Annotated in this window: 22 protein-coding genes; 9 read left to right on the plus strand and 13 right to left on the minus strand. The window is 64.5% G+C overall.

Translation table 11 applies throughout. The features are described from left to right. Window positions 1-32: 32 nt before the first annotated feature. From ABEA18_RS04060 to ABEA18_RS04090, 7 genes are all read left to right on the plus strand, one after another. The gene (locus ABEA18_RS04060) at window positions 33-1,349 is read left to right on the plus strand and encodes an ATP-binding protein (protein ID WP_345448038.1); all 1,317 of its coding nucleotides are present in this window, start codon (window positions 33-35) and stop codon (window positions 1,347-1,349) included. Between the two features lie 79 nt (window positions 1,350-1,428). Next, window positions 1,429-2,088: a transmembrane-type terpene cyclase gene (locus ABEA18_RS04065; RefSeq protein WP_345448039.1), complete on the plus strand. Its 660-nt coding sequence runs from the start codon at window positions 1,429-1,431 to the stop codon at window positions 2,086-2,088. A 3-nt stretch (window positions 2,089-2,091) separates the two neighbouring features. Then, the gene (locus ABEA18_RS04070; protein ID WP_345448040.1) at window positions 2,092-3,339 is read left to right on the plus strand and encodes a low temperature requirement protein A; all 1,248 of its coding nucleotides are present in this window, start codon (window positions 2,092-2,094) and stop codon (window positions 3,337-3,339) included. A 218-nt stretch (window positions 3,340-3,557) separates the two neighbouring features. Next, entirely contained in the window at window positions 3,558-3,797 is a 240-nt protein-coding gene (locus ABEA18_RS04075) for a helix-turn-helix transcriptional regulator (RefSeq protein WP_345448041.1), read from the plus strand. Further along, window positions 3,794-5,005: a type II toxin-antitoxin system HipA family toxin gene (locus ABEA18_RS04080; protein ID WP_345448042.1), complete on the plus strand. Its 1,212-nt coding sequence runs from the start codon at window positions 3,794-3,796 to the stop codon at window positions 5,003-5,005. Before ABEA18_RS04075 ends, ABEA18_RS04080 begins: the two co-directional genes overlap by 4 nt. A 170-nt stretch (window positions 5,006-5,175) precedes the next feature. Then, the gene (locus tag ABEA18_RS04085; RefSeq protein ID WP_113990647.1) at window positions 5,176-5,322 is read left to right on the plus strand and encodes a lmo0937 family membrane protein; all 147 of its coding nucleotides are present in this window, start codon (window positions 5,176-5,178) and stop codon (window positions 5,320-5,322) included. A 95-nt stretch (window positions 5,323-5,417) separates the two neighbouring features. Next, window positions 5,418-5,957, plus strand: a complete 540-nt coding sequence (locus tag ABEA18_RS04090; protein WP_345448043.1) for a DUF1003 domain-containing protein — start codon at window positions 5,418-5,420, stop codon at window positions 5,955-5,957. A gap of 27 nt (window positions 5,958-5,984) precedes the next feature. Here the strand turns inward: ABEA18_RS04090 and ABEA18_RS04095 are convergent, their stop codons facing one another. The 4 genes from ABEA18_RS04095 to gluQRS are packed head-to-tail and all read right to left on the minus strand — an operon-like array spanning window position 5,985 to window position 9,646. After that, window positions 5,985-6,518: a phosphohydrolase gene (locus ABEA18_RS04095; RefSeq protein WP_345448044.1), complete on the minus strand. Its 534-nt coding sequence runs from the start codon at window positions 6,516-6,518 to the stop codon at window positions 5,985-5,987. 9 nt (window positions 6,519-6,527) lie between these two features. After that, the gene (locus tag ABEA18_RS04100) at window positions 6,528-7,655 is read right to left on the minus strand and encodes a serine hydrolase domain-containing protein (protein WP_345448045.1); all 1,128 of its coding nucleotides are present in this window, start codon (window positions 7,653-7,655) and stop codon (window positions 6,528-6,530) included. 35 nt (window positions 7,656-7,690) lie between these two features. After that, on the minus strand, window positions 7,691-8,737 hold the full coding sequence (locus ABEA18_RS04105; RefSeq protein WP_345448046.1) for an NADP-dependent oxidoreductase: 1,047 nt from the start codon (window positions 8,735-8,737) through the stop codon (window positions 7,691-7,693). Beyond that, window positions 8,738-9,646, minus strand: a complete 909-nt coding sequence (gluQRS, locus tag ABEA18_RS04110; RefSeq protein ID WP_345448047.1) for a tRNA glutamyl-Q(34) synthetase GluQRS — start codon at window positions 9,644-9,646, stop codon at window positions 8,738-8,740. It abuts the gene before it with no gap. 1,073 nt (window positions 9,647-10,719) lie between these two features. On the opposite strand from gluQRS, the gene ABEA18_RS04115 reads away from it, so the two are divergent. Further along, window positions 10,720-10,944 (plus strand): S1 domain-containing protein, encoded by a 225-nt coding sequence (locus ABEA18_RS04115; RefSeq protein WP_345448048.1) that lies wholly within the window; start codon window positions 10,720-10,722, stop codon window positions 10,942-10,944. A 327-nt stretch (window positions 10,945-11,271) separates the two neighbouring features. Here ABEA18_RS04115 and ABEA18_RS04120 read toward each other — a convergent pair whose 3' ends face one another. From ABEA18_RS04120 to ABEA18_RS04155, 8 genes are all read right to left on the minus strand, one after another. Then, the gene (locus ABEA18_RS04120) at window positions 11,272-11,862 is read right to left on the minus strand and encodes a TetR/AcrR family transcriptional regulator (RefSeq protein WP_268020064.1); all 591 of its coding nucleotides are present in this window, start codon (window positions 11,860-11,862) and stop codon (window positions 11,272-11,274) included. Window positions 11,863-11,936: 74 nt separating this feature from the next. Next, window positions 11,937-13,202, minus strand: a complete 1,266-nt coding sequence (locus ABEA18_RS04125) for a pyridoxal phosphate-dependent aminotransferase (RefSeq protein WP_345448049.1) — start codon at window positions 13,200-13,202, stop codon at window positions 11,937-11,939. Continuing rightward, complete coding sequence (locus ABEA18_RS04130; protein ID WP_345448050.1) at window positions 13,199-14,026, minus strand: SDR family oxidoreductase; 828 nt, start codon at window positions 14,024-14,026, stop codon at window positions 13,199-13,201. Before ABEA18_RS04130 ends, ABEA18_RS04125 begins: the two co-directional genes overlap by 4 nt. Before the next feature lie 112 nt (window positions 14,027-14,138). Next, window positions 14,139-15,176 (minus strand): 5-oxoprolinase subunit C family protein, encoded by a 1,038-nt coding sequence (locus tag ABEA18_RS04135; RefSeq protein WP_345448051.1) that lies wholly within the window; start codon window positions 15,174-15,176, stop codon window positions 14,139-14,141. Next, on the minus strand, window positions 15,163-15,972 hold the full coding sequence (locus ABEA18_RS04140) for a carboxyltransferase domain-containing protein (RefSeq protein ID WP_345448052.1): 810 nt from the start codon (window positions 15,970-15,972) through the stop codon (window positions 15,163-15,165). Before ABEA18_RS04140 ends, ABEA18_RS04135 begins: the two co-directional genes overlap by 14 nt. A gap of 48 nt (window positions 15,973-16,020) precedes the next feature. Further along, complete coding sequence (locus tag ABEA18_RS04145) at window positions 16,021-16,824, minus strand: LamB/YcsF family protein (RefSeq protein ID WP_284756054.1); 804 nt, start codon at window positions 16,822-16,824, stop codon at window positions 16,021-16,023. Window positions 16,825-16,938: 114 nt separating this feature from the next. After that, window positions 16,939-18,288 carry an MFS transporter gene (locus ABEA18_RS04150; protein WP_345448053.1) on the minus strand — a complete coding sequence of 450 codons (1,350 nt, stop codon included), beginning with the start codon at window positions 18,286-18,288 and terminating at the stop codon, window positions 16,939-16,941. Between the two features lie 45 nt (window positions 18,289-18,333). Next, window positions 18,334-18,966: an RraA family protein gene (locus tag ABEA18_RS04155; RefSeq protein WP_345448054.1), complete on the minus strand. Its 633-nt coding sequence runs from the start codon at window positions 18,964-18,966 to the stop codon at window positions 18,334-18,336. A 266-nt stretch (window positions 18,967-19,232) separates the two neighbouring features. Between ABEA18_RS04155 and ABEA18_RS04160 the strand changes: the two genes are divergently transcribed. Then, window positions 19,233-19,691 carry an Lrp/AsnC family transcriptional regulator gene (locus tag ABEA18_RS04160; RefSeq protein WP_269996679.1) on the plus strand — a complete coding sequence of 153 codons (459 nt, stop codon included), beginning with the start codon at window positions 19,233-19,235 and terminating at the stop codon, window positions 19,689-19,691. 2 nt (window positions 19,692-19,693) lie between these two features. Here the strand turns inward: ABEA18_RS04160 and ABEA18_RS04165 are convergent, their stop codons facing one another. Next, entirely contained in the window at window positions 19,694-21,529 is a 1,836-nt protein-coding gene (locus tag ABEA18_RS04165; RefSeq protein ID WP_345448055.1) for an HNH endonuclease signature motif containing protein, read from the minus strand. Window positions 21,530-21,554: the final 25 nt, after the last annotated feature.

Here is a 21,554-nt window from a genome sequence, read left to right on the forward strand (position 1 = left end):
GCAATCGATGGCGATCCACCAAGGAGCAGGGCATGAGCAATTGGCGTATCAGGGACTTCCACTCGTCGGACATGGACGGCATCCTGCACCTGTGGGAGTCGCTCAAAGCGGACAACGTGGACCCGGTCTATGCGCTCTCCGAGGTCCTCGCGTCATGCGAGAAGGACCACGCCGTGGTGGCGGTGCAGGGCGAGCAGGTGGTGGGTGCCGCCGTCGGACGCGCGGCCCATGACCAGGGCTGGATCGTCTTTCTGGCCACGCTGCCCGAGTTCCGCGGCCGAGGGATCGGCACCTCGCTGCTGGCCGCCGTCGAGAACCGGATGACCCCGCACGGGCTCAACAAACTCTCGGCCCTCATGCCGGAGTCCGAAACCCGCGTTGAAGCGTTCCTTGGCCGCGGCTTCCTGTTGAAGCAGAACCTGCACTACTTCGAACGGACCATCCCGGTCCAACGCCAGGAACTCGAGCCGTTGAGCCAGCTCGGCGGCCGCATCCTGGCCCGGGACCTGTGGGAAAACGTCGCCGGCATGCGCCGCGAAAAAGAGCTGCTCGAACGCCGGCTGGTCCTACCCTTGGCCGAGGCCGACCTCGCCGATCAATACGGAGTGGTGCCGCCGCGCGCAGTCGTTCTCTTCGGGCCGCCCGGGACCGGAAAGACGACGTTCGCCAAGGCGATCGCGTCCCGGCTTGAGTGGCCCTTCGTGGAGGTCTTCCCCTCGCGGCTGGCCTCCGATCCCAAGGGCCTGGCGGGCGCCCTGCGTGAGACGTTCCTGGAAATCGCCGAACTGGAGCACGCGGTCGTGTTCATCGACGAAGTGGAGGAGATCGCGTCCCAGCGCTCCGGCGAGCCGCCGTCCCCGCTGCAGGGCGTCACCAACGAACTCCTCAAGATCATCCCGGCCTTCCGCGAACAGCCCGGCCGCCTGCTGGTGTGCGCCACCAACTTCATCCGCGCCCTGGACACCGCCTTCCTGCGCCACGGCCGTTTCGACTACGTCATCCCCATCGGCCTGCCCGACGTCCACGCCCGCGAAGCCATGTGGCAGCGCTTCATCCCGGCCAGCGTGGTGGACTCCGTCGATGTGGCGCTGCTGGTCTCGCGGACAGAAGGCTTCTCCCCCGCCGACATCGAGTACGCGGCACGCAGCGCCTCGCAGCGCGCTTTGGAAAAAGCCGTGTACGACGACGGCGCCGGCGCCTCCGCAGGGGGCACCGCACCGGCGTCGAACGCCCGCAAGGGACCGGTCACCCAGGACTACCTCGACGCCATCGCCGACACCCGCACCACCGTCAGCGACGAAGTCCACCAGGACTTCCTCGAGGACATCGACTCTCTCGCCCGGGTTTAGAGCAACGCGGGGTCACTTACGGCCCATGTTCAGGCCCCGGATGGGCGCTAAGTGACCCCGCGTTGGAGAAGGAGGAACCGTGAACCTGTTTCTGACCATCCTGAGCGGTGTCGCCTGGACGACGGTCTACATTTGCGCGATCCGGATCGGGTTTCGCGACAAGACATATGCCATCCCGGCAGCGGCGCTTGGTCTGAACTTCGCGTGGGAGGTCATCTACTCAGTGCATTCGCTCAGCACGAGGCTCTCCGTGCAGGGCGTCATCAACATTGCCTGGGCGTTGGCCGACGTCGCGATTGTGTACACGTTCTTCGCGTTCGGCAGGCGGGAACTTCCTGGATTTGTCACACGGCCGCTGTTCATCGGATGGGCGGTCCTGCTGGGCCTGGCGTCGTTCGCCGTGCAATGGCTTTTCATCACCGAATTCGATTGGGATCCCGCGTCCCGGTACGCGGCTTTCCTGCAGAATCTGCTGATGCCAGGCCTGTTTATTGCGATGTTCGCTGCCCGACGCAGCCTGCGGGGCCAATCCCTGGTGATCGCTGTAGCGAAGTGGATCGGAACCCTGGCGCCCACCATCACCTTTGGGATCCTCGAGAGTTCACTGTTCATTCTGGGCATTGGCGTCCTGTGCAGCGTCTTCGACCTGACGTACATCGGGCTGCTGTTGTGGGCCAAGAGGAACCCGGGTGCTCTCTCCAAGGATCGGGACTCCGGAGGCCTCCCCGCGGTACCCTGAACCATGTCCATGAATCCATTGCGCCATGCACTTTCGCGCATGGGTGGGCGCGATCCCCAGGAGCTGAATCGCACCGCCACACCCTTGGAACTCTTCTTTGACTTGACGTTCGTTATCGCCTTTGGGGTTGCCGGCAGCCAGTTCGCGCACGAGCTGGCCGAGGCCCGTTTCGGCCCCGGGTTCATGGGCTTCACCTTCGCGATGTTTGCCGTCATGTGGGCCTGGATCAATTTCTCGTGGTTTGCCAGCGCCTATGACACGGACGACTGGGTCTTCCGGGTCGTCACCATGGTGCAAATGGTGGGTGTACTCATCCTTGCCATGGGCATCGAACCGATGTTCCAATCGCTCGATGAGGGCCACCGCGTGGACAACTCCACCATGGTGCTGGGCTACATCATCATGCGGTTGGCGTTGGTGTTCCAGTGGCTGCGGGCGGCGAAGCAGGATCCGGAGCGCCGAAGTGCTTGCCTCACCTACGCGAAGTTCCTGGTGGTGGCGCAGATCGGTTGGGTGGCGGTGCTGATTGTCCACGCCGACATCCTGACGAATTTCCTCATGGCCGCCCCGCTTTTCCTGCTGGAAATGGCGACGCCGACAATCGCCGAGCGCAAAGCCAAGACACCGTGGCACGCACACCACATCGCGGAGCGCTACGGGCTCCTGGCCATCATCGCCCTGGGCGAGTGCCTGATCGGCGCCATCGAATCCCTTCGGGCGATCGTGGCCCTTCACGGCTGGTCCGTTGATGCCGCTCTCGTAGGCCTCGGCGGTACGGGGCTGGCCTTTGGAATGTGGTGGATCTACTTCATCCTTCCGTCCGGCCACGCCCTGCATCACCAACGGCACCGGGCATTCGCCTTCGGATACGGTCACATGTTCATCTTTGGGTCGATCGCCGCTACTGGGGGCGGACTTCATGTGGCGGCCCTCTTCATCGATCATTCTGCCCACATCAGCGCCACCGTTGTAGTAGCCACCATCGCCGTCCCGGTGGCCCTGTTCAAGGTAGCCCTGAGTTCGCTGTATGGCTACCTGCTGGGCTTCGACCGCGCTCTCCTCGGAGTCACAGCCCTCGTGGTCGTGTTGCTCGGCGGCAGTGTGGGCCTGGCCGCCCTGGACGTCTCTGTTCCTGTCTGCATGATGGTCATTGTGGCGGCTCTGGCTCTCTCGATCGTGATTGACGAACGGCGCGGGGCGGCACGCCGGGAAGCAGCACTGGAAAGGCTGAGGGCACGCCCGGCCACTTAGGCGAATTAGTGGGTCCTGGCCCCAAACCGCTGTACCGGAACGCAGCGAACGGCCTGCACCCACGATGCCGCGGCGCGGCACATCGGCACGAACGTACCGATTCCCGGCGGCCAACCCTTGATTCGCCGCCGCGGGAGGCGGAAAATGGTGAAACCGGCACGAACGTACCGGAAGCGCACCCGCGGCGCCCGGCGCCCACCATGCAAGCAAGGATGGACATGTCCCCCAGGGAATTCACCGAGTCCCTCGGCGCCAAGGTCCGTGCCCGCCGCGGCTCCTTGAGCCTGAGCCAGTCCGACCTCGCAGACCTCGCAGGAGTCTCGGAACGGTTCGTCCGCTTCGTGGAGCAGGGGAAGACCACCGTCCAATTGGAACCACTCCTCGCGGTCCTCGGCACACTGGGCCTCGAGCTCAAGGTCCAAGCCGCGGCCAGCCAGACTGCAAACAACCGGTCATGACCTTCCACCGCATCGCCGACGTCTACAAGCAAGGCGTCCTGGCGGCGCGCATCGAGCGGCATGAAGGCGGCACCAGGTTCAGCTACCTGCCCCGGTACCTCGAATCGGGCGGCCCGGCCGTCGCCACAACGCTCCCGCTGACGCGCGATGCAGTGTTCACCCCGAGCGGCGCGGTTCCGCCCTACTTCACGGGGCTCCTCCCGGAAGGCCGCCGCCTGAATTCCCTGCGCAGGGCGGTCAAGGCCAGCGCCGACGACGAGCTCGCCCTCCTCATGGGGGCGGGCGGGGACGCCGTGGGCGATGTCCAGACGGTTCCCCACGGCGAGCCGCCCACGGAAGGAGGCTCCGCCGTCGTGCTCGATTCGAAACTGCCGCTCGACTTCGATGCGCTGCTCGGCGATTCGGGCCTCATCGATCCTGTGGCGTTGGCGGGGGTGCAGGACAAGCTATCGGCGGGCATGATCTCGCTCCCGGTGGCACAAGCGGGCAAGCGGTTCATCCTCAAACTCAACGCCCCCGAATTCCCGTTCGTTGTGGAAAACGAATTCCTCATGTTCCGCTATGCTCGCAAGCTCCGGATTCCAGTGAGTAGCGTTCAATTGGTGCACGACGTCGGCGGGCGGGCCGGGCTGCTCGTCGAGCGTTTCGATCGCCTCACCGGAACCGACGGCACTCCCGTGCGCCTCGCCGTCGAAGACGGAGCCCAAGTGCTGGGCCTGTACCCTGCGGACAAGTACAGCGTGCCGTTCGGCGAGGTTTGCGCAGCTTTGGCGGCCCACTGTTCCGCACCCCTGCCGGCCTTGCGGAACCTCGCCATCCAGCTGGCCTTCGCTTGGCTCAGCGGCAACGGCGACCTCCACGCCAAGAACGTGTCAATGCTTCAGTCACAGGCAGGGGTTCAGCCGACGCAGGGCGAATACACCATCGCTCCGGTCTACGACATCCCCTCCACCGTGGTCTACGGGGACAAAACGCTCGCGCTGGGCATCGGCGGCAAGAAGAGCGGAATCTCCCGAAAGCACTTCCTTGCCTGGGCCGGCAAGCTCGGGCTCACGGAGCGCGCAGCGGAAGGAGTTTTGGGACTCGCGCTCAAGGCATCAGGCCCGCTCATCGCAGAGCTCGACGCCGGCGCCTCACCTTTCGGGCCGCTGCAGACGAGGGACTGGGTCAAGGAGCTCAAGCATCGGCGAAGGTTGATGGGCGGGTAGATTTCTCTGCGCCGGCCACCAAACCGGAACCCGACTATCGCTTATCGACTACCCGTTAACAGGAACCCCATCCTGACATAAAGTGAGGGCACCAAACGATATCTGCGCAGGCCGCAGACCAGCGGAACGCGGAATCAGCATTTCCATTCGTACACAAAAGGGAGACCCTCATGTTGCTTTGGATAGCCATCATTATCGCTGTTCTCTGGCTTCTCGGCTTTATCGGCAATATCGGCGGCGGGTTCATTCACCTGCTTTTGGTCATTGCCGTGATCGTCCTGATCTTCCACTTCCTCCGTGGAAGATCCCGCGCGTAAGTACCGGGCGTTCGATCCTAGGTTCGCGCGCATGGCGACGCTAGGCTCGCTCTCAGAGGCGAGATAGGCTCGCCGCGAGCCAAGGGATTGAACGTATGGCACAGCAGGCCGGACACCAATCGACATCCACCGCGGGCACTCTTCCGCATTCACGCTCGTATCTGAGACCTACACGGTTGCTCTCTCAAAGCGAGCGGTCAAAGCTCCACCCATCGGTCCTGGCGGAGGCTGAGCGCCGGGCAGCAAGCCTCCAGCTTCGAGTCGCGGATGCAGTCACGGCCTTCGCCGGATCGATGAACTTCGTCTACCTGCACATTTTGCTTTTCGCTGTGTGGATGCTCGTGTTCGAGCAGAGTCCGTGGCCGACATTGACGCTGATCGTCTCGCTCGAAGCGATCTTCCTCTCGACCTTCGTCATGATCGGACAGAACCGTCAGGCGGCTTTCCAGCAGGTGAAGGCGGACCATGACTACAACGCCCAGGAGCACCTGCTCGAAGAGAACACCGACCTCACGCGGGCGATTCACGAGCTCACCGCCCAGATCCACCAGCGGGTCTTGGCGGAAGTCACGGCATCCACCAGCAGGGCGGCGTCCGCGGCCAGCCCGATACATGATGACCCGACGAAACCGTAGACAAGCGCGACCGGCCGCGTCGAACAGCTAGTCCGCCAACCGGTCCATCTCGGACAGCAGATCCGGGTTGATGCGTTGCAGGAGCAGGTGGATTTCTCCCCGCGGCACTGCCTTGTAGAGCACTTCCCGGGCGGCTGCGTAGCGTTTGGTGGACGCCTTGTCCGGCCATTTCTCGGCGAGCGCCCGCACGCGCTCCGGCATGGAGTTGTGGGCGTTGCATGCGATCTTGACGAGGGTGGCGTCATGGTCCTGTGCGATGTGCAGCATGACGGCTTCATCGTTGTCCGAGTCATCCTGGAATCGGCGCGTTACTCGTTCGATGATGCCCACGGCACGCTCCGAAACACCCATGTCAAGCAGCGCCTGCTTGGTAATAGGCGTGTCCTTGGCGATGTCGTGCAGGTAGCCCGCGATCCGGATGTCGTCGTCGAAATCGGCGAGCGCATCCCCTACCGCCAGCACGTGCTCGCGGTACGGCCGCTTCAGCTTGTCCTTCTGGCGGTTGTGCGCCACTTCGGCAAGGACCATGGCTGTTTCAACGGTGAATCTCGGTTCGGTCATGGCTTCATCCTACTGAGCCAGTTCGGTGACTGCCTTCCGCACGGCGGCGCTCAGTTCGAGGTTGCGGCATCCCGCTCCACCCGGCTCGGCCTGTTGGGGCACGTACCCGAAGGCGAGTTCATACACAGGGTCAGCGAACCCCAAAGATGCGCTGGCGCCGTCGTGCCCGAACGCACGGTAGCTGCCGTATGGCGAGCGGGCGTGCGATTTCATGAACACGGTCCCAAAGCAGCTGGTCTCGCCGAACACACGGTCGATGCCGAAGACCTGCTCGGCCGAGACGGCCTGGATGGTCTCTTCGCTCAGGAGGGGCGCGACGGCCGGACGGTCGCCGTCGCGGGCAAGTCCGGTGAGTGCCGCAGCGTAGACGCGGGCCATGCCTTCGGCGCTGGCGACTCCGGCGGCTGAACTCAGGCCGGCTGCACGAACCTCGCGGATGTTGGGCAGGTCAAGGATGTCCCCCACGGCGGAGTTTGCCGAAAGGCCGAAATGGCTCGCGGGGTCAATCCACGGTTGGGAAGGGTCCTCGGTCCAACGGAGGGTGGCGTAGCGGGGTTCCTCGGACTCAGGCAGTCCCAGGAAGAAGTGGGCGCCCGTGACCGAGCGGATCCGCTGTTCGTAGATTTCCTGGAGGGTGGACCCGGTGATCCTGCGGCAAAGCTCCTCCATGAAGACGCCGATGGTCAGGGCGTGGTACCCGAAGGCCGTCCCGGGCTTCCAGAGCGGCCGCATCTGCGCGAGCTTGGCGGCGGCCAGCTCGGAGTTGTTGTACTCCTCGAGGGTCAGTCCGCCTTCGACTCCCAGAAGACCGGCCTGGTGCGAGAGCAGCTGGGCCACGGTGACGGTGGCTTTTCCCTCGGCGCCGAATTCCGGCCAGTACTTGACCACTTCGGCGTCGAGGTCCAGGAAGCCGTCCTGGACCAACAGCGCGATGACCAGCCCGGACACTCCCTTGGAGCAGGAGAAAACACCGGTCACGGAATCCGGGCGGCGGTGCGGCCCGCCGCTGATGTCCAATACCTTGACGCCGCGGTGGTAAGCCGCGAGCTGGGCTGAATATTCCGGGTCCTCGCTGAGGAAACGGCCAAAGAGTTCGGCTACCGGTTCGAATCCAGGGGCAATCGTCTGTGCATCCACCCGGACAGCCTAATCCCTTCTGCCCCCTTACCTCGCTACGCTCGGCCAGGGAACCCGGCAGAATGGGCCCAGCCGCGAGTGTCCATGGTCACCACGATCTTGCCCTTGGCGCGTCCCTGTTCCAGCGCGGCGAAAGCGTCGCCGATCTTTTCGAGCGGATAGCTGCTGTCCACCACGGGTTGCAGCTTCCCCTCGGAAACCAGGCGTGCCAGGAATTTCAAGTCCTCGCCGCTCGGGTGCATGAATAGGTAGCGGTACCGGACCTTGGCTTCACGGGCGCGGTTCCGGATTCCGAGGCTGATTGCCCAGAACAGCGCGGTCATCCATGCCGGGGCCGCAAGGTCCTTCAGGGCCGTCTGCGGTTCGGGCATCCCGGCGATGCTGACCACTTTCGAGCCCGGCTTGAGGATCTTGAACGTCTGGTCCAGCGTCTCGCCGCCCACGAGGTCCAGCGCGGCATCGAAGCCATGGAGCACTTCGGCCAGGTTCTCCTTCGTGTAGTCGACGACCGCGTCCGCCCCGAGCCGCCGCACCAACTCTTCCCCACGTGGAGACGCAGTGGTGGTCACCTCGGCGCCAAAGTACTTGGCCAACTGGATGGCAAGGGTTCCCACTCCGCCCGCGCCTCCGGAGATGAACAGCTTGGTCCCGGGCTTGACCTTGAGTTCGTCCCGCAATGCCTGCAACGCGGTGAGGCCCGCCAGGGGAAGGCTCGCGGCCTCGGTGTAACTGAGCGATCTTGGCATGAGCGCCACGAGATCCTCGTGGACAGCGGCGTGTTCGGCAAAAGCTCCCAGCAGGGTCTTGTCCACGCGGGCAAACACCCGGTCTCCCGTCGCGAAGCGGCTGACGCCCGGCCCTACGGCTTCGACGATCCCTGCCAGTTCGCTTCCTGCCACCAAAGGAAGTCTCGGCCTGGTGATGACCCGGACTGCACCTTCACGCTGCTTGTAGTCCACAGGATTGAGCCCCGCGGCAAACACCTTGACCAGGACCTCGCCCGGACCGGCAATCGGCTTGGGGACGTCCTGCAACTCCATTGCGTCGGCGCCGCCGTAGCGGGTCAGCACATAGGCGAGCACTTACGCCCCTTTCCGGAGGGTTGATTGCTGAATGCCATTCCATATCCACGGCCCGTGTGGCAATCGGGCCGGATCAAATCTATCCAACGCCTCGCCAAGCGGTCCTCCCGGCAAGCCGAGCGATTCCAGGATCATGTCCCGCACCTCCCCAGCAGACAGCCCGACGGCGGCAAGCTCGCCGAGCGTCACCGCGCCGTCGCGCTTGGCCAGGCGGGCGCCGTCGCGATTCAGCACCAAGGGAACGTGGGCATATTCCGGAACGGGCACGCCCAACAACGGAGCCAAATAGGCTTGGCGGGGTGTGGAAGACAGGAGGTCGTCTCCGCGGACCACTTGGTCCACGCCTTGCTCCGCGTCGTCCACCACCACGGCCAAATTGTAGGCAGTGACGCCGTCGTTCCGCCGGAGCACAAAGTCGTCCACGACGCCCGTATATGACCCGTGCAACTTGTCCTCGACAGTCCAGTCGTGGGCTTCGGAACGGAGCCGGATGGCAGCAGGGCGGGAGGCCCGGCGGATCTCGAGCTCCGCCGTCGAAAGGTTCCGGCACGTGCCCGGGTAAGCGCCTTGAGGCGCGTGCGGGGCGGACGGCGCGTCCTGGATCTCACGCCGCGTGCAGAAGCATTCATACGTCAGCCCGGCGTCAGTGAGCTGCTGGATCGCGTGGTTGTACAGCCCGGCACGGTCCGTCTGGCGAACGACGGCGCCGTCCCACGTCACGCCGATGGCTTCAAGATCGCGGAGCTGCACTTCCTCAGCACCGGCCCGCGCACGGTCGAGGTCCTCCACGCGCAGCAGGAAGGCGCGGCCCGTGGAACGAGCGAAGAGCCACGCGAGCATGGCTGTGCGCAGATTGCCCACATGGAGCTCGCCGGAGGGGCTCGGAGCGAAGCGGCCAGCGGAAGTCATGGCACAAGACTATGCGCCGCCGAGCGCGCCTGCAGGATTCCGGGGAGGGACCGGGTTGCTGATCCCTTCGGAGCGTCCAATGCTACGTCTCTGGTTGCACCACGAAATCAGAATCACAAATCCAGACAAAACAGGTCAACGGTTTAATTCGCTAAACCAGGGTTTGTTAGCTCGTCGGCTATTGACTAGCTTTTCCGGAAACAATAAGACCTCTTCCACAACTGAGGGGGCGCATTCGGTTACGAATTGGAGATAACGTAAAACGCAGTAGACTTAGTAATTCATAACGCATCGAGCTTAGCGTTTTTGCATTTCGGCCCTCTTCCTATCTGACTGGGGGAGATATGAAAAAGCGCATCGGAACGACAATTCTTACGACAATCACCGTCCTGGGATTAATTCTCGTGGGGACCCCACCTTCTGAAGCTGCACTCCGTGTTGAACCAGGCGTAAGTGAGTCCACAAGCGATGAGGTTCATCAGAGACTTCGAGGCAACGGAGGCACCGGTTGCACGAGCGCCTCCGTCATCAGCATTCGGGTCGACGGCGCGGACGGTGAGTACACCATTGACCCCGGTGGAAAGCTCAAGAAGGGACCCGGGGAAGTAGAGTACTCGGGTTGCAGAGCCGGCGAGCAAGTCTCTAGGACAGGCGGGCTGGAATTAGCAGCCCAGCGCTCCACCTTCGGCCCTTATCACTTTGGCCCCAACCGCACCTTCTACACCGCCGGGGATTCAAACTCCAAGTTCTGGGCGCAGCAGTCATACGACAGCGGCCTAACCACCGCCTTTCGCTGGGCCCCATCAGACTATGTGAAATCGATAGCCTATGGCCCGGCTTTGCAGGCCTACGCATTTAAATCTCCCGACAACTGTAGCTACAATAAGGCAGGGCAGAGTAAGGACTACATCTTCCACTGGAGCTGCACCGGTCAATCTACTTCAAAGATGTACTATCTTTGGGGTCAATGGGAGTTTCGGGCAGCCGGACCCGATTGGTCTGGATACGCGACGGTCACTTGGGACTTTAATTATGGAATCACGTACGTTTAATTTCCAACGAGAGGACCAACGTTGAACTCAGCTCGAGCCAAGGCGATGGTTTCCTTCTGGAAAGCCGAAGAAGGTTGGGGCGAACTTATTCTTCCCGACGGGAAGAAATGCTTCGCGCATTTCTCGGTCATCGAGCAATCAGGCGGATACAGGTCCCTCAAGGCGGGTGATCTAGTGGACGTCGAGTGGACCGCCGCCTCCCAAGATGAATACGCCTTTGTCGCGGTGTCGATTCAGCCCCTTTAAACCAACCACATTCCGCGGCAGCACAAGAGCCCCTCAGCTACCGCAACGCGTTCGGTGGCTCAGGGGCTCTTATGGTGGTGCCGGCACTGGGCCGGCGGGGTGCGGAAAGACGATGCGTGAACAAGAGTCAATCAGCGGCTGCGTCTTTGCGGGACGGTGTTTCGGGTGGCCGGGTGGTGTACCGGAGGATCCGTAGCCTGTGGGGTCCGGCGGTAGCCTTTCCCTTCGTTGCCACTACTTCAACAGGAACACTACAACTGGCGCAACGGACTCAACTGTTACTGGTCAATCTGACCAATTCCACAGCGGAAGACGAACAGCGGGTGGTCACTTTGCCGAAGTTGGCTCCGCAGCGGCCCACGCAGCCATCGCGCCACGGAGCGCCGCACAAAGCTTGGTGGACACTTGGTCTTTGTCCAGGCCGACGGTGTTGAGCAGATCGAAAATTTCCCGGGGGTCGAAGAGGATGTTCCACAAGAACATGGCTTCGTCCCCCAGGGGCGGGAGCCCAAGTTCCTCGCAGGCCTCGCGGAGTGGCCGTTCCAAAGCCTCGGCCTGGATGGTCAGGTAATAAGCGCCGGAGCGGAGGCGGGCCAGGTACCCCTCGCCCGAGCGGGTGTGGACCATGGAACCGCCATGCTTGATGACGAGACCCACCCAGTGCCTACTGACGCTTTCCAGCAGTTCCACACCGGAGGTGGTCTGGGCAACGCTGAAATCGCGCAGCTTCTCGCCAACACCAAAACGGAACGCGGCCAGGACATCTTCCACAGAGGCGAAATGCCGGTACGCAGTTGCGGGAGAGATCTCCGCTTCACGGGCGATGTCCGTCATGCTCACCGGGCCCTTGGCCTTGGCGAAGAGCTTCCCGGCGGCCCGCACCAGCTGGCGGCGGTTGCGTTGGGTGTCGCTGCGCATGGGCGCCCCCTTCCGTGTCAGATCCCAGCGTATCGCCTGAGCGGCCGGCGTAATGCTGGCCACGTCCGCGGCACTCACCGGAGCTCGGCCAGACCGGCGGCCAGCCGCTCCACACCGGCGGTAATCGCCTCGGAGCTAGCGGCGTAGGACAAACGCAAGTGGAACTCGCCGTTCCGGCCGAACTCGCTGCCGGGACGGACGGCTACGCCGTGGTTGCGAAGGTGAGCCACCATCGCGGCCGCCGGCAGCTCGACGTCGTACTTGGGGAAAAGGTAGAACGCACCTTCCGGTGAGCCGACCGTAAGACCCGGAATCCGCTGGAGCCCGTTGGCCATGAGCTCCCGGCGCAACGCATAGGAGGCGTGCATGCGTTCGATGTCCGGGCCGCACGTCTTGAGTGCGGTGAGCGCCGCGTATTGCACGGCCTGGTTCATGGAGCCGTTGAAGGTGTTGTGGATCCGGGCGGCGGACGCGATGACGTCGGACGGACCCCAGAGGTAGCCGATGCGCCAGCCCGTCATGGCATAGCTCTTGGAGAAGGTCTGGCAATAGATGGTCCGGCCCGCCAGGGCTTCGATTTCCAGTGCCGAGGTGAAGGGTTCGGGCGTGTAGACGAGATCACTGTAGGCCTCGTCGGAAAGAGTGAGCGTGTCGGTTCCGGCCACCATGTCGGCGAGGGCTTCGAGTTCGCGGCGGGAGTGCACGATGCCGGTCGGATTGGAGGGGTTGCAGAAGACGAACATCCTGGCGCCTTCAAGTGCGGTGGCAAGTGCCTCGAGGTCCCAGTGCAGGTCATCGGCCAGTGGCACCGGCACGGTGATGCCCCCGGCCATGCTCACGAGGTCCGCGTAGAGGGAATAGGTTGGGTCCGGGATGACCACTTTGTCGCCCGGGTTGACGATGCCAAGGATCGCCGCCGACAGGCCGGCCGTGCCGCCCTGCGTGATGAGCACGTCGCCGGGGCTGGCCACTCCGCCGAGGAGCTGGCCGATACGGGCAGCCAGCTCCTCGCGAAGCACCAGCTCGCCGAGCAACGGCGAGTAGTGGGTGAAGCCGTCCTCGAGGGCGCGGGCGGCTGCTGCTCGAACCTGGGCCGGGGTGTCGAAGTCCGGTTCGCCCATGGCCAAGGAGACAAGGTCACCTTTGGATTGGGGCTGCTGCACCCGCAGCGATGTGCGCTGGATGCGCTGCACCGCCTCGGAGGGCTGGAAATCGGCGACGGCGGTGGCTGGCTCGAGTGTCATGAGGGTCCTGATCTGGGTCGCGGCTGAGGTTGTTTTGGCGGCGGGCGACTTGGTAGTTGCCCGGGAGGACGGCGCGTAGAGCCTGCGGGGTTTCATTGCCGCGGTGCCTGCTCGGCAGGTGCCTTGGCTGCGGGTACCTGCTCGGCGGGGGCTCCGGCCCAGCGGCTGATCTCAGTGTCACCCGACGTGTCCCGCTGGATGGTGGGGGCGATGACCAATTCCTGGACCACGGTGCGCTGCGGCATCGTCGCCACAAGGTGGATGGCCCGGGCCACGTCCTCGGGCTGCACCATTGCATCGCGCTCCTCCGCGCGGGGCGGGCGGGCGCGGTTGTCCAGGATCGGGGTCGCGGTTTCACCGGGCAGGATGGTCACCGCACGCAGCCCGTCGTTCCGGAAGGTGTTGTGGAGATACGTCATGAAGTTCCGGACCGCGGCCTTGGCCGCGCCGTACGCGGCGCCACCGAGCAAGTTCGGGTTCACTGCTGCGAGCGAGGAGACCGTAATGATGGTTCCGGTCTTGCGGGCCAGCATGTCCGGAAGGACTGCCTGGCTAAGCAGGTAGACGGCGTTGAGGTTGACGTCCAGGACGTGATTCCACTCCTGCTGGCTGATCCAGCGGACGTTGAGGACCTTGCTGGAGCTGCCTGCGTTGTTGACGAGGATGTCCACTTGGCCCAGATCCCGGTGGACCCAGTCCAGCAGCGCGTCTACGTCGTCTTTAGAAGTGATGTCCGCGGCCCGGGCAACGGCGCGGCCGCCATCGGCAACGATTTCCGCCGCAAGTTCCTGCAGCACGTCTTCACGCCGCCCCACCAGCACCACCGCGGCACCCTCGGCCGCCAGCAGGGCCGCCGTCGAGCGTCCCATGCCCGTACCGGCGCCAGTGATGATCGCGAGCTTGCTGTCCAGAAGTCCCATGGTTTCAGTTCCTTGCGTTTTTAGTGTGAATCATTTGAGATGCCGATCACATATGAGAAGAGTTTCTCATTTCAGAAGTTGATGGTCAAGTGTTTTCTTCGGGGACTGCGAGTCACGCTGCGGCGGGACTCTGCGAGGGAGCCGCGGAACTTGCGTAGAGGGGGAGCCCGACGGCGGCAAACAGGGCGTGCACGCGCTCTTCCAGATGTGCCAAACCGCGCTGCTGTTCCCGGTATTGCTCCACTGCTTGGGCGTTGCTGATCCAACGGAAGGTCATCGTCCGGCCGGGGCTGGCTTGGCCCAGCATGGACAGGGAGGCTTTGGCTGCGATCGCCACAATCGGGTAGCCGGCGGTCAGTGTCCTTGAGCGGCCCAGGATGATGAGCTCATCGCCATGCGGGATTTCGAATGCCCCAATAGGGACCCCATGGGACACGATTTCTCCGAGTCCCTCGGGATGCACCACGGGTCCGTCCAAACGCAGGCCCACGTGGTTGGATTTGGCACCCACGGTGTAGTGGCTGGAGCTGAGCAGCTTCCGGATGCCGGGGGTCAGGTCCGTTTCAGGGCCGTCGACGACGTCGATAGTCCACACCTCGGGGCTGAAATCGGGCACGGGAACAGGCAGCCGGAACAGCGGCTGGGTCAGGAACGGGTGCGTGAATCCGTGGTATCGGCTGTGGAGGGTGAGCGTCTGCCCGGGAACGAGTTGCTGCGGGAAGCCCATCCGGGATTCCGGCGCGGCACTGCCCATGAAACGGGCGGTTTCCAGTTCGCCGCTGAAGGCCAGGTAGTTCCGCATGCCGCCACTGGCCTTGGAAAGCACAACACGGGCTCCGGCAGGAACACAAAGCGGCTCCCACATGGCCACCGCGTCGCCATTCACTGTGACCTCCGCCGGGACCCCGGTCACGGCGCACATCACGTCGTGCGTGGCCGTGAACGCGAACCTTCCGCCCATGATTTCCAGGCACGTGGCCTTGCGGCTGTTGCCGACCAGGATGTTGGCCGCGGCCGCTGAGTACTGGTCCGCCGCACCTCCGCAGGGTACGCCCATGAACTCGGAATTCTCGCGGCCAAGGTCCTGGAAGGTGGACAGCCAGCCGGCCTCTCTTACTTTGATGCTGATGGCGTGTTCAGGGAAGGTCACTATTGCCCCCTTCAGCGCCGTTCCAGCCAGTGCCGTCAGAGGCGGCGCCTTCCGGGGTGGCCCTCAGGAATTGCCCTTCAAGCCGCGACCATACACTCTCCGGCACCACGTCGAAACGCACCAGATCCCCCGGTTTGTAGGACGTCGCGGGATCTTCCCGGATATCGCAAATGGTGAGCGGCGTCCGTCCGATCACCTTCCAGCCGCTCGGCCCGGGGAACGGCTGGATGATGGCGTTGGTACCGGCCACCATGACAGACCCGGGCTCCACGTTGGTCCGAGGCTCGACGCAGCGGCTGACCTGGCCAGGGAATTGCACACCGCCCATCATGGGGGCCATGGCCGCGGCCAACAGGTTGATGGTCAGCACCGAGGACTGGAACTGCTGCAGCATTGCTTCCGGGCTCAGGCCCAACTCCTCGGCCACATCCTGAAGGTCCGGGGAGAATTCCTCGCTGACCACCATCGGGATGACAAAAAGTGCTTGGGAAGCACTGGGAGCACCCGGTTCCAGGCCGCTACCGGCAACCGCCAGGCGGATGGTCTGGGCCAATTGTTCGTGGGTCACAGCCAGGCAATCGAACTCGACCAACAGGGACTCAACGCCGGCCACGATGTCCAGCACCCCGTACGGCCGAACCTCCAGCAGCACGTCGCGGAGCCGGCGGCCCGCCGCCCGGCGGAAGTCGCCGTCGTCGTTCTTGACCCGGAGCATGAGGGCTGAGTCGCCGAACGGCTCGGCTTCCAGTTCGGGCGGGTGGTGCAGCCGCTCCGTGGGTGCTGTGTGCGTGGTCATGAGTCCTGCTCGGTGGTGCGGGTGATGGATCCGGGTTGCTGCTCAGCTTCAGACCGTGGCGAGCCGGGCCTTTTCGGCGAGGACTTCCTGTAGCCCGGCGGCTTTGATGCCTGCCTTGTCGAGGGCCGCACGCAGGGCCGTGCCGTTCTGGAGGACCTGCGGGTGGTCGCCGTGGAGGAGGACGACGTCGGCGTCGTGGCCCAGCGGGACCACCTTGCCGGTGACGGCGCGGACGGTTCCTTCGGTCACCACCTGAACCACGCGGCGGCCGATTTCCTCGGGGTCGTGAAGGAGTGCGCCTTCGCTGTTGCGGGAGACCGGCATGCCGTCTTCGCCGTAGCCGCGGTCCGCGAGGAAGACATAGCCAACTTGAAGGCCGCGTTTTCGGGACTCATCGGCCAAAAGACCGTTCTGGCAGATCACGATGTAAGAGGGGTCGTAGGCCTTGATGGCGTCCGTGATGGCCCGGGCGTGCTTGGCGTCAGTCTGGGCGATGCTGCCCATGCGCCCGTGCGGTGCCACGTGGCTTATCTTGCCCCCGTGGATGCGGGCGAACGCGTCCAGGGCGCCGATCTGGTAGAGGACGTCGGTGCGGATTTCTTCTTCGCTGGCTTCGATGAGGCGGCGGCCGAAGCCCACCAGGTCCGGATATCCGGGGTGGGCGCCGAGTTCGATGCCGCGCTCCACGCAGGCCTTGACGGTGGCATCCATGACCCTCGGATCGCCGGCGTGGAAGCCGCAGGCGATGTTGGAGGCGGTGACGAGGCCGAGCAGGGCGTCGTCGTCGCCGATCGTGTAGTTGCCGTAGCTTTCGCCGAGGTCTGCGACGACGGCGACTGAATTGATGCTCAAGGTGACTCCTGCTTCTGTTCCTGGTTAGGAAGTTCTGTTGTCTTGCTTGGGGTTCGACGGCGGCGGCTGCCGTTTCGCTGGCGGGCGGCCGCCGCCGTCGGGGTTCTGGTTTTACTAGTGAGTCTGCAGGGGCTGTCCCTTGGTTTCCTTCAGGAAGTAGACCGAGACGAGCGTGATGATGGCCGTCCCGATCGAGGCGTAGGCGGGAACCATGCTGTTGCCGGTGGCCTTGATCAGTTCCGTCATGACCAGCGGGGCGCTGCCGCCGAAGATGATGGTGCTGATGCTGAAGCCGATGCTGTACGCGCTGTAGCGGACAGTAGTGGGGAACATTTCGGTCAGCACAGTGTGGACGACGGCGGCGTGGCCGGAGAACGCGATGGCCATCACGACCGTGGCAACACAGGCCAGCGGCATGTTGCCAGTGGTGATCATTGCAAACATCGGGTAGGAGACACCGGCCATGAGCACGGCGGAGAGAGCCAATACGGGTTTGCGTCCGATGCGGTCGGACAGGCGGGCCATGAGCGGGATGGAGATGATGATGGCCACCAAGCTGACGGCGGTGACGAGGAGCGCCTGGAGCATGGTGAAGTTGTTGCCTGCACCAAGCTGGGTCTTCAGGTACGTGGGCATGTAGGCGAACAGAAGGTAGTAACCGGGGCCGTTCAGCGCCGGGAGGAAGATGGTCAGGGCGATGGCCTTGAGGTGGCGCTTGGAGGTGAAGACAGTGCGCAGCGGGTTGCGTTCCACCTCGTTGCGCTCTCGGAGTGCCGCGAAGTGCGGGGTGTCTTCCATCTTGGAGCGGATGTAGAAGCCGACGTAGCCCAAGGGCAGGGCGAAGAGGAACGGAATGCGCCACGCCCAGGATTGCATGGTCGAGTCGCCGAGGGTGGTGATGAGGCCGGCGGAGAGGGCGCTACCGAAAAGCAGGGCGCAGAAGGAGCCGACCGCGATGAAGCTCATGGAGTAGTTGCGGTGCTTGTTGTGGGCGTATTCGCCCACGAAGGCCATGGCGCCTGCCACTTCCCCGCCGGCTGAGAAGCCCTGAAGGATGCGGAACAGGATCAGCAAGGCCGGAGCGGCCCAGAAGATGACCGAGTACGACGGGATGAGGCCGATGCAGGCAGTGGCCCCGGAGATGAGGAGCAGGAGGACAGCGAGCAGATTCTTGCGGCCCAGCCGGTCACCAAGGAAACCGCAGATGACGCTGCCGAAGGGGCGGGCCAGGAAGCTCACCAGGAAGCCGACGTTGGTCAGGAGCAAGGAGCCGACGTCCTTGGAACCCATGATGTTCATGGCCAGGTACGTGGTCAGCAGGCCGTAGATGCCGTAGTCGTACCATTCCACGAAGGAACCCATGGTGCCGGCAAAGGTTGCTTTGCGCACCATCCTGCCGTCAGCGGTTACGACTTTGATTTGAGCGGTGTTCAGTTCCACTGAGTCCGTCGATTGCTTTGTCATGGTGGGTGCTTTCAGTCTATGAGGGGGCTGGGGTGGGAGAAAGCGCTAGCTGTATTCGCGGGTGATTTCCGCGGTCATCTCGGCCTCGTGCGCGGCCACGGCGATGACCCGTTCCAGGATTTCCGCGGCACGGGCCTGGGGGATGATGACCACTCCGTCGTCATCGGCGGCGACGATATCGCCCGCCGAGCAGACGATTCCGCCGATTGCTACGGGTTCGCCGATGACACCCGGGCCGTTCTTGAACGGACCGGCGGGGGTGACACCCCGGGCAAAGACGGGGAACTTGATTTGAGTGATGGTGGCGCGGTCCCGGATGTAGCCGTCAATGACGGCTCCGGTGGCGCCCGCGGCTTCGAAGCGCTGGGACAGTTGCTCGCCGACGAGGGCGCGGTGTTCGTGGCCGAAGCCGTTGATGACCACCACATCGCCGGGCTGGATGTAGTTCAGCGCTTCGATGACGGCGGCATTGTCTCCGGCGGCGCCCAGGACGGGCAGTGCCGAGCCGACGCAACGGGCGCCTTCCCAGACCGGGCTGATTCCGCCGTCGACGATTCCAAGCCGCTCCATGGCGTCACCGATGTTTGCCACGGGGAACGCTTCGAACGCACGGACCAGTTCGCGGGGCGGCCGGGTCCAGGATGCGGTGCGGACGGTCAGTTCGAGTGTTGTTGCCATTTTCTTCGCCTTTGGTTTCTTCCCAAGAGCCGGCGCCTTGGGTGCCGATCTTCTTGAGACGTCAATCACATATGAGAAGAGTTTCGCGTTTTAAATTCATGCCGTCAAGGCTTTCCCGTTACGGGCATGTAAATGATTCGCAACCATGGCTCGGGGCGAACTGGTCCCGCCGGTGGGCTGCTCGGCCGGGATTGTGCGGGAGAATGGGTTTCGGCTGGACATTCTGACCAGTCGGATCTTCCGCGACTAGGCAGAAAGCGTTAGCGATGCAGGAATTGGATTCAACGGACAAGCGGATCCTTGCCGCGCTCGACGACGACCCCCGGGTGCCGATCATGGTCCTCGCCCAGCGCCTGGGCCTGGCGCGCGGGACGGTCCAGTCGCGCCTGGAGCGAATGTCGGCGTCGGGCGCTTTGCGTCCGAACAGCAGCCGCGTGCTGCCCTCAGCACTGGGCCGCGGCGTTGCGGCGGCGGTAAGTGCGGAGTTGGATCAGAGCCGGCTGAACGAGGCCATCGCTGCCCTGCGCGACATCCCGGAAGTACTCGAATGCCATGCGCCGGCCGGCGACACCGACCTCATCATCCGCGTGGTCGCCACAAGCCCGGATGATCTATACCGGGTATCCGAAGAGATCAGGCTATGCCCGGGAATCGTGCGCACGTCCACTAGCATGTTCCTGCGCGAGGTGATTCCATACCGGACGACGGGGTTGCTGCGAGGCTGAGGTCATATCTGGAAGTAGTGGTTTCTTCTGGGCTTCCGGTCCGGGTCGGTGTGGGGTGGCGGGATGAACCAGGGCACGCCTGTTTGGACGTCGATGCGCCAGTCTTCCTTGTGGATCAGGTGATGGTGGTGGCTGCACAGGAGCGTGCCGTTGGCGGCGCTCGTGGGTCCGCCCCGGGACCAGTACTCGATGTGGTGGGCCTCGCACCACGGTGCCGGCATGGTGCACCCGGGGAAGGCGCAGCCCTTGTCCCGCGCCGTGATCGCCTTGCGCAGGTGCGGCGGGAAGATCCTTGAGGCCCTGCCGATGTCCAGGACCTGGCCCTCGCCGCCCAGGACCACGGGGATGATGTCCGCGTCGCAGGCTAGTCTGCGCAACGTAGCTGCCCGGACGGGCCCGGTGAACGTGAACGACCCGGTGCCGCCGCCCTGCCGGGGCCGGTCGAACAGGGCGGGCTGTCCGGGCTGCGAAAGTTGCCCGGGCTGGGAAGATTGCCCGTCCTGTAAAGCTTGTCCGGGCTGCGGAGGCCGGTGGTGTTGGGGGAAGAGGTCGCGGTGGTCGATGGTGGCCAGGATCTGCGGGCGGTGCCCGCCCGTGGCGGGCAGGGAGCCCGTGGCCAGGGCGAGCCGGCAGGCGCCGACCAGGCCGTCCAGGAGCTTCTGCGCCCGCGATCGCCGCTCCAGCGGTCCGGCATTCTCGGACGCGTCGGCGGAGGAATCGCCGGAGGAATCGCCTGACGAATCGCCGATTGGTTCCCCGGACGGACCGGCGGACGGTTCAGCGCAGGCGTGAGCTGTGCCTTGGGCTGCTGTGCCCTGGGGTGTGCGGGGGTTGGTGGCGGTGTTCATGACCGTGAGCAGGTGTTCGTATTGCTCGGCGGTGGCGAAGATCTCCACATGCGCCAGGCCGTGTTTGGGGCGGCGCAGGAACGCTCCTTGGTGGTGGCGCAGGGATTCCTCGGACGGTTCCGGGCCGTCCTGGTCGATCGCCTCGACCCAGCGCCGGGCCACCCTGGCCAGGAAGTCCTGGTCGTTGTCCTCCGCGGTGCGGGCCAGGGCGTGTTCCATTTCCGCGGCCTTCTCCGGGCTGCAGAGCGGGCGCACCTTCGCCACGGCCATCGTGATGATCCCGGCCGCACCGGATCCGATCATCCCGGAGGCCAGCGCCGCGGCGGTTTCTTCGTGCCGGGCAGGGACCCGTTGCCCGGTGAGGGCGCGGCCCGGCAGCAGCTCGCTCGCCAGGGCGAGCCGGCGCCTGGCCTCGGCGGCACTGATGCGCAGCAAGGACCGCAGGTGCTCGGCCGTGGACCTGAACTCACCGCCCAGTGCGCTCCCCGCCTGCTCGGAGCCGGCCGCTCCCGCCTGCACCGAACCGGCCGCACCCTCCTGCGCGCCCGCGGGGCCCGCCGTGGCTGCGGGGCCCGCCGCGGTCACGGACGTCCAGCCCGTGCCGGAGCCGGCATCCGCATCAGCGGCCCAGCCCGTTGTCCAGCCCGGCCGGCTGACGGGTTCATCGTTCCGGGCCCGGTCCAGCCCGGCCGCGGCGAGCAGCTGAAGATAATCCAGGGTCCGGGAGAGTTCCTCCACCCCGGACGCGAACTCGACGGCCTCCTGGAAACCGTGGACTCCGACGTCGTCGGCCGCTTCTTCGGCCAGCGACCTCACTGCCGCCACGGCCCGGCCCAAAGCGGTCTGACGGCCGCGCCCATCGCGCAGATCCACCAACGCCAGCCCGCCCGGAACCCCGGCAAGACGCGGACCACGGGCATGACGGGACACCCCGAAACCACCACGGGACGCAAGGCCCTGACGGGTGTCGAAGTATCCGATCGCTTCCATGGAAACACTCTGCCAGGAGGGTACG

The sequence above is a fragment of the Arthrobacter gyeryongensis genome (assembly GCF_039543785.1).
In the GTDB taxonomy this organism is placed as follows: domain Bacteria; phylum Actinomycetota; class Actinomycetes; order Actinomycetales; family Micrococcaceae; genus Arthrobacter; species Arthrobacter gyeryongensis.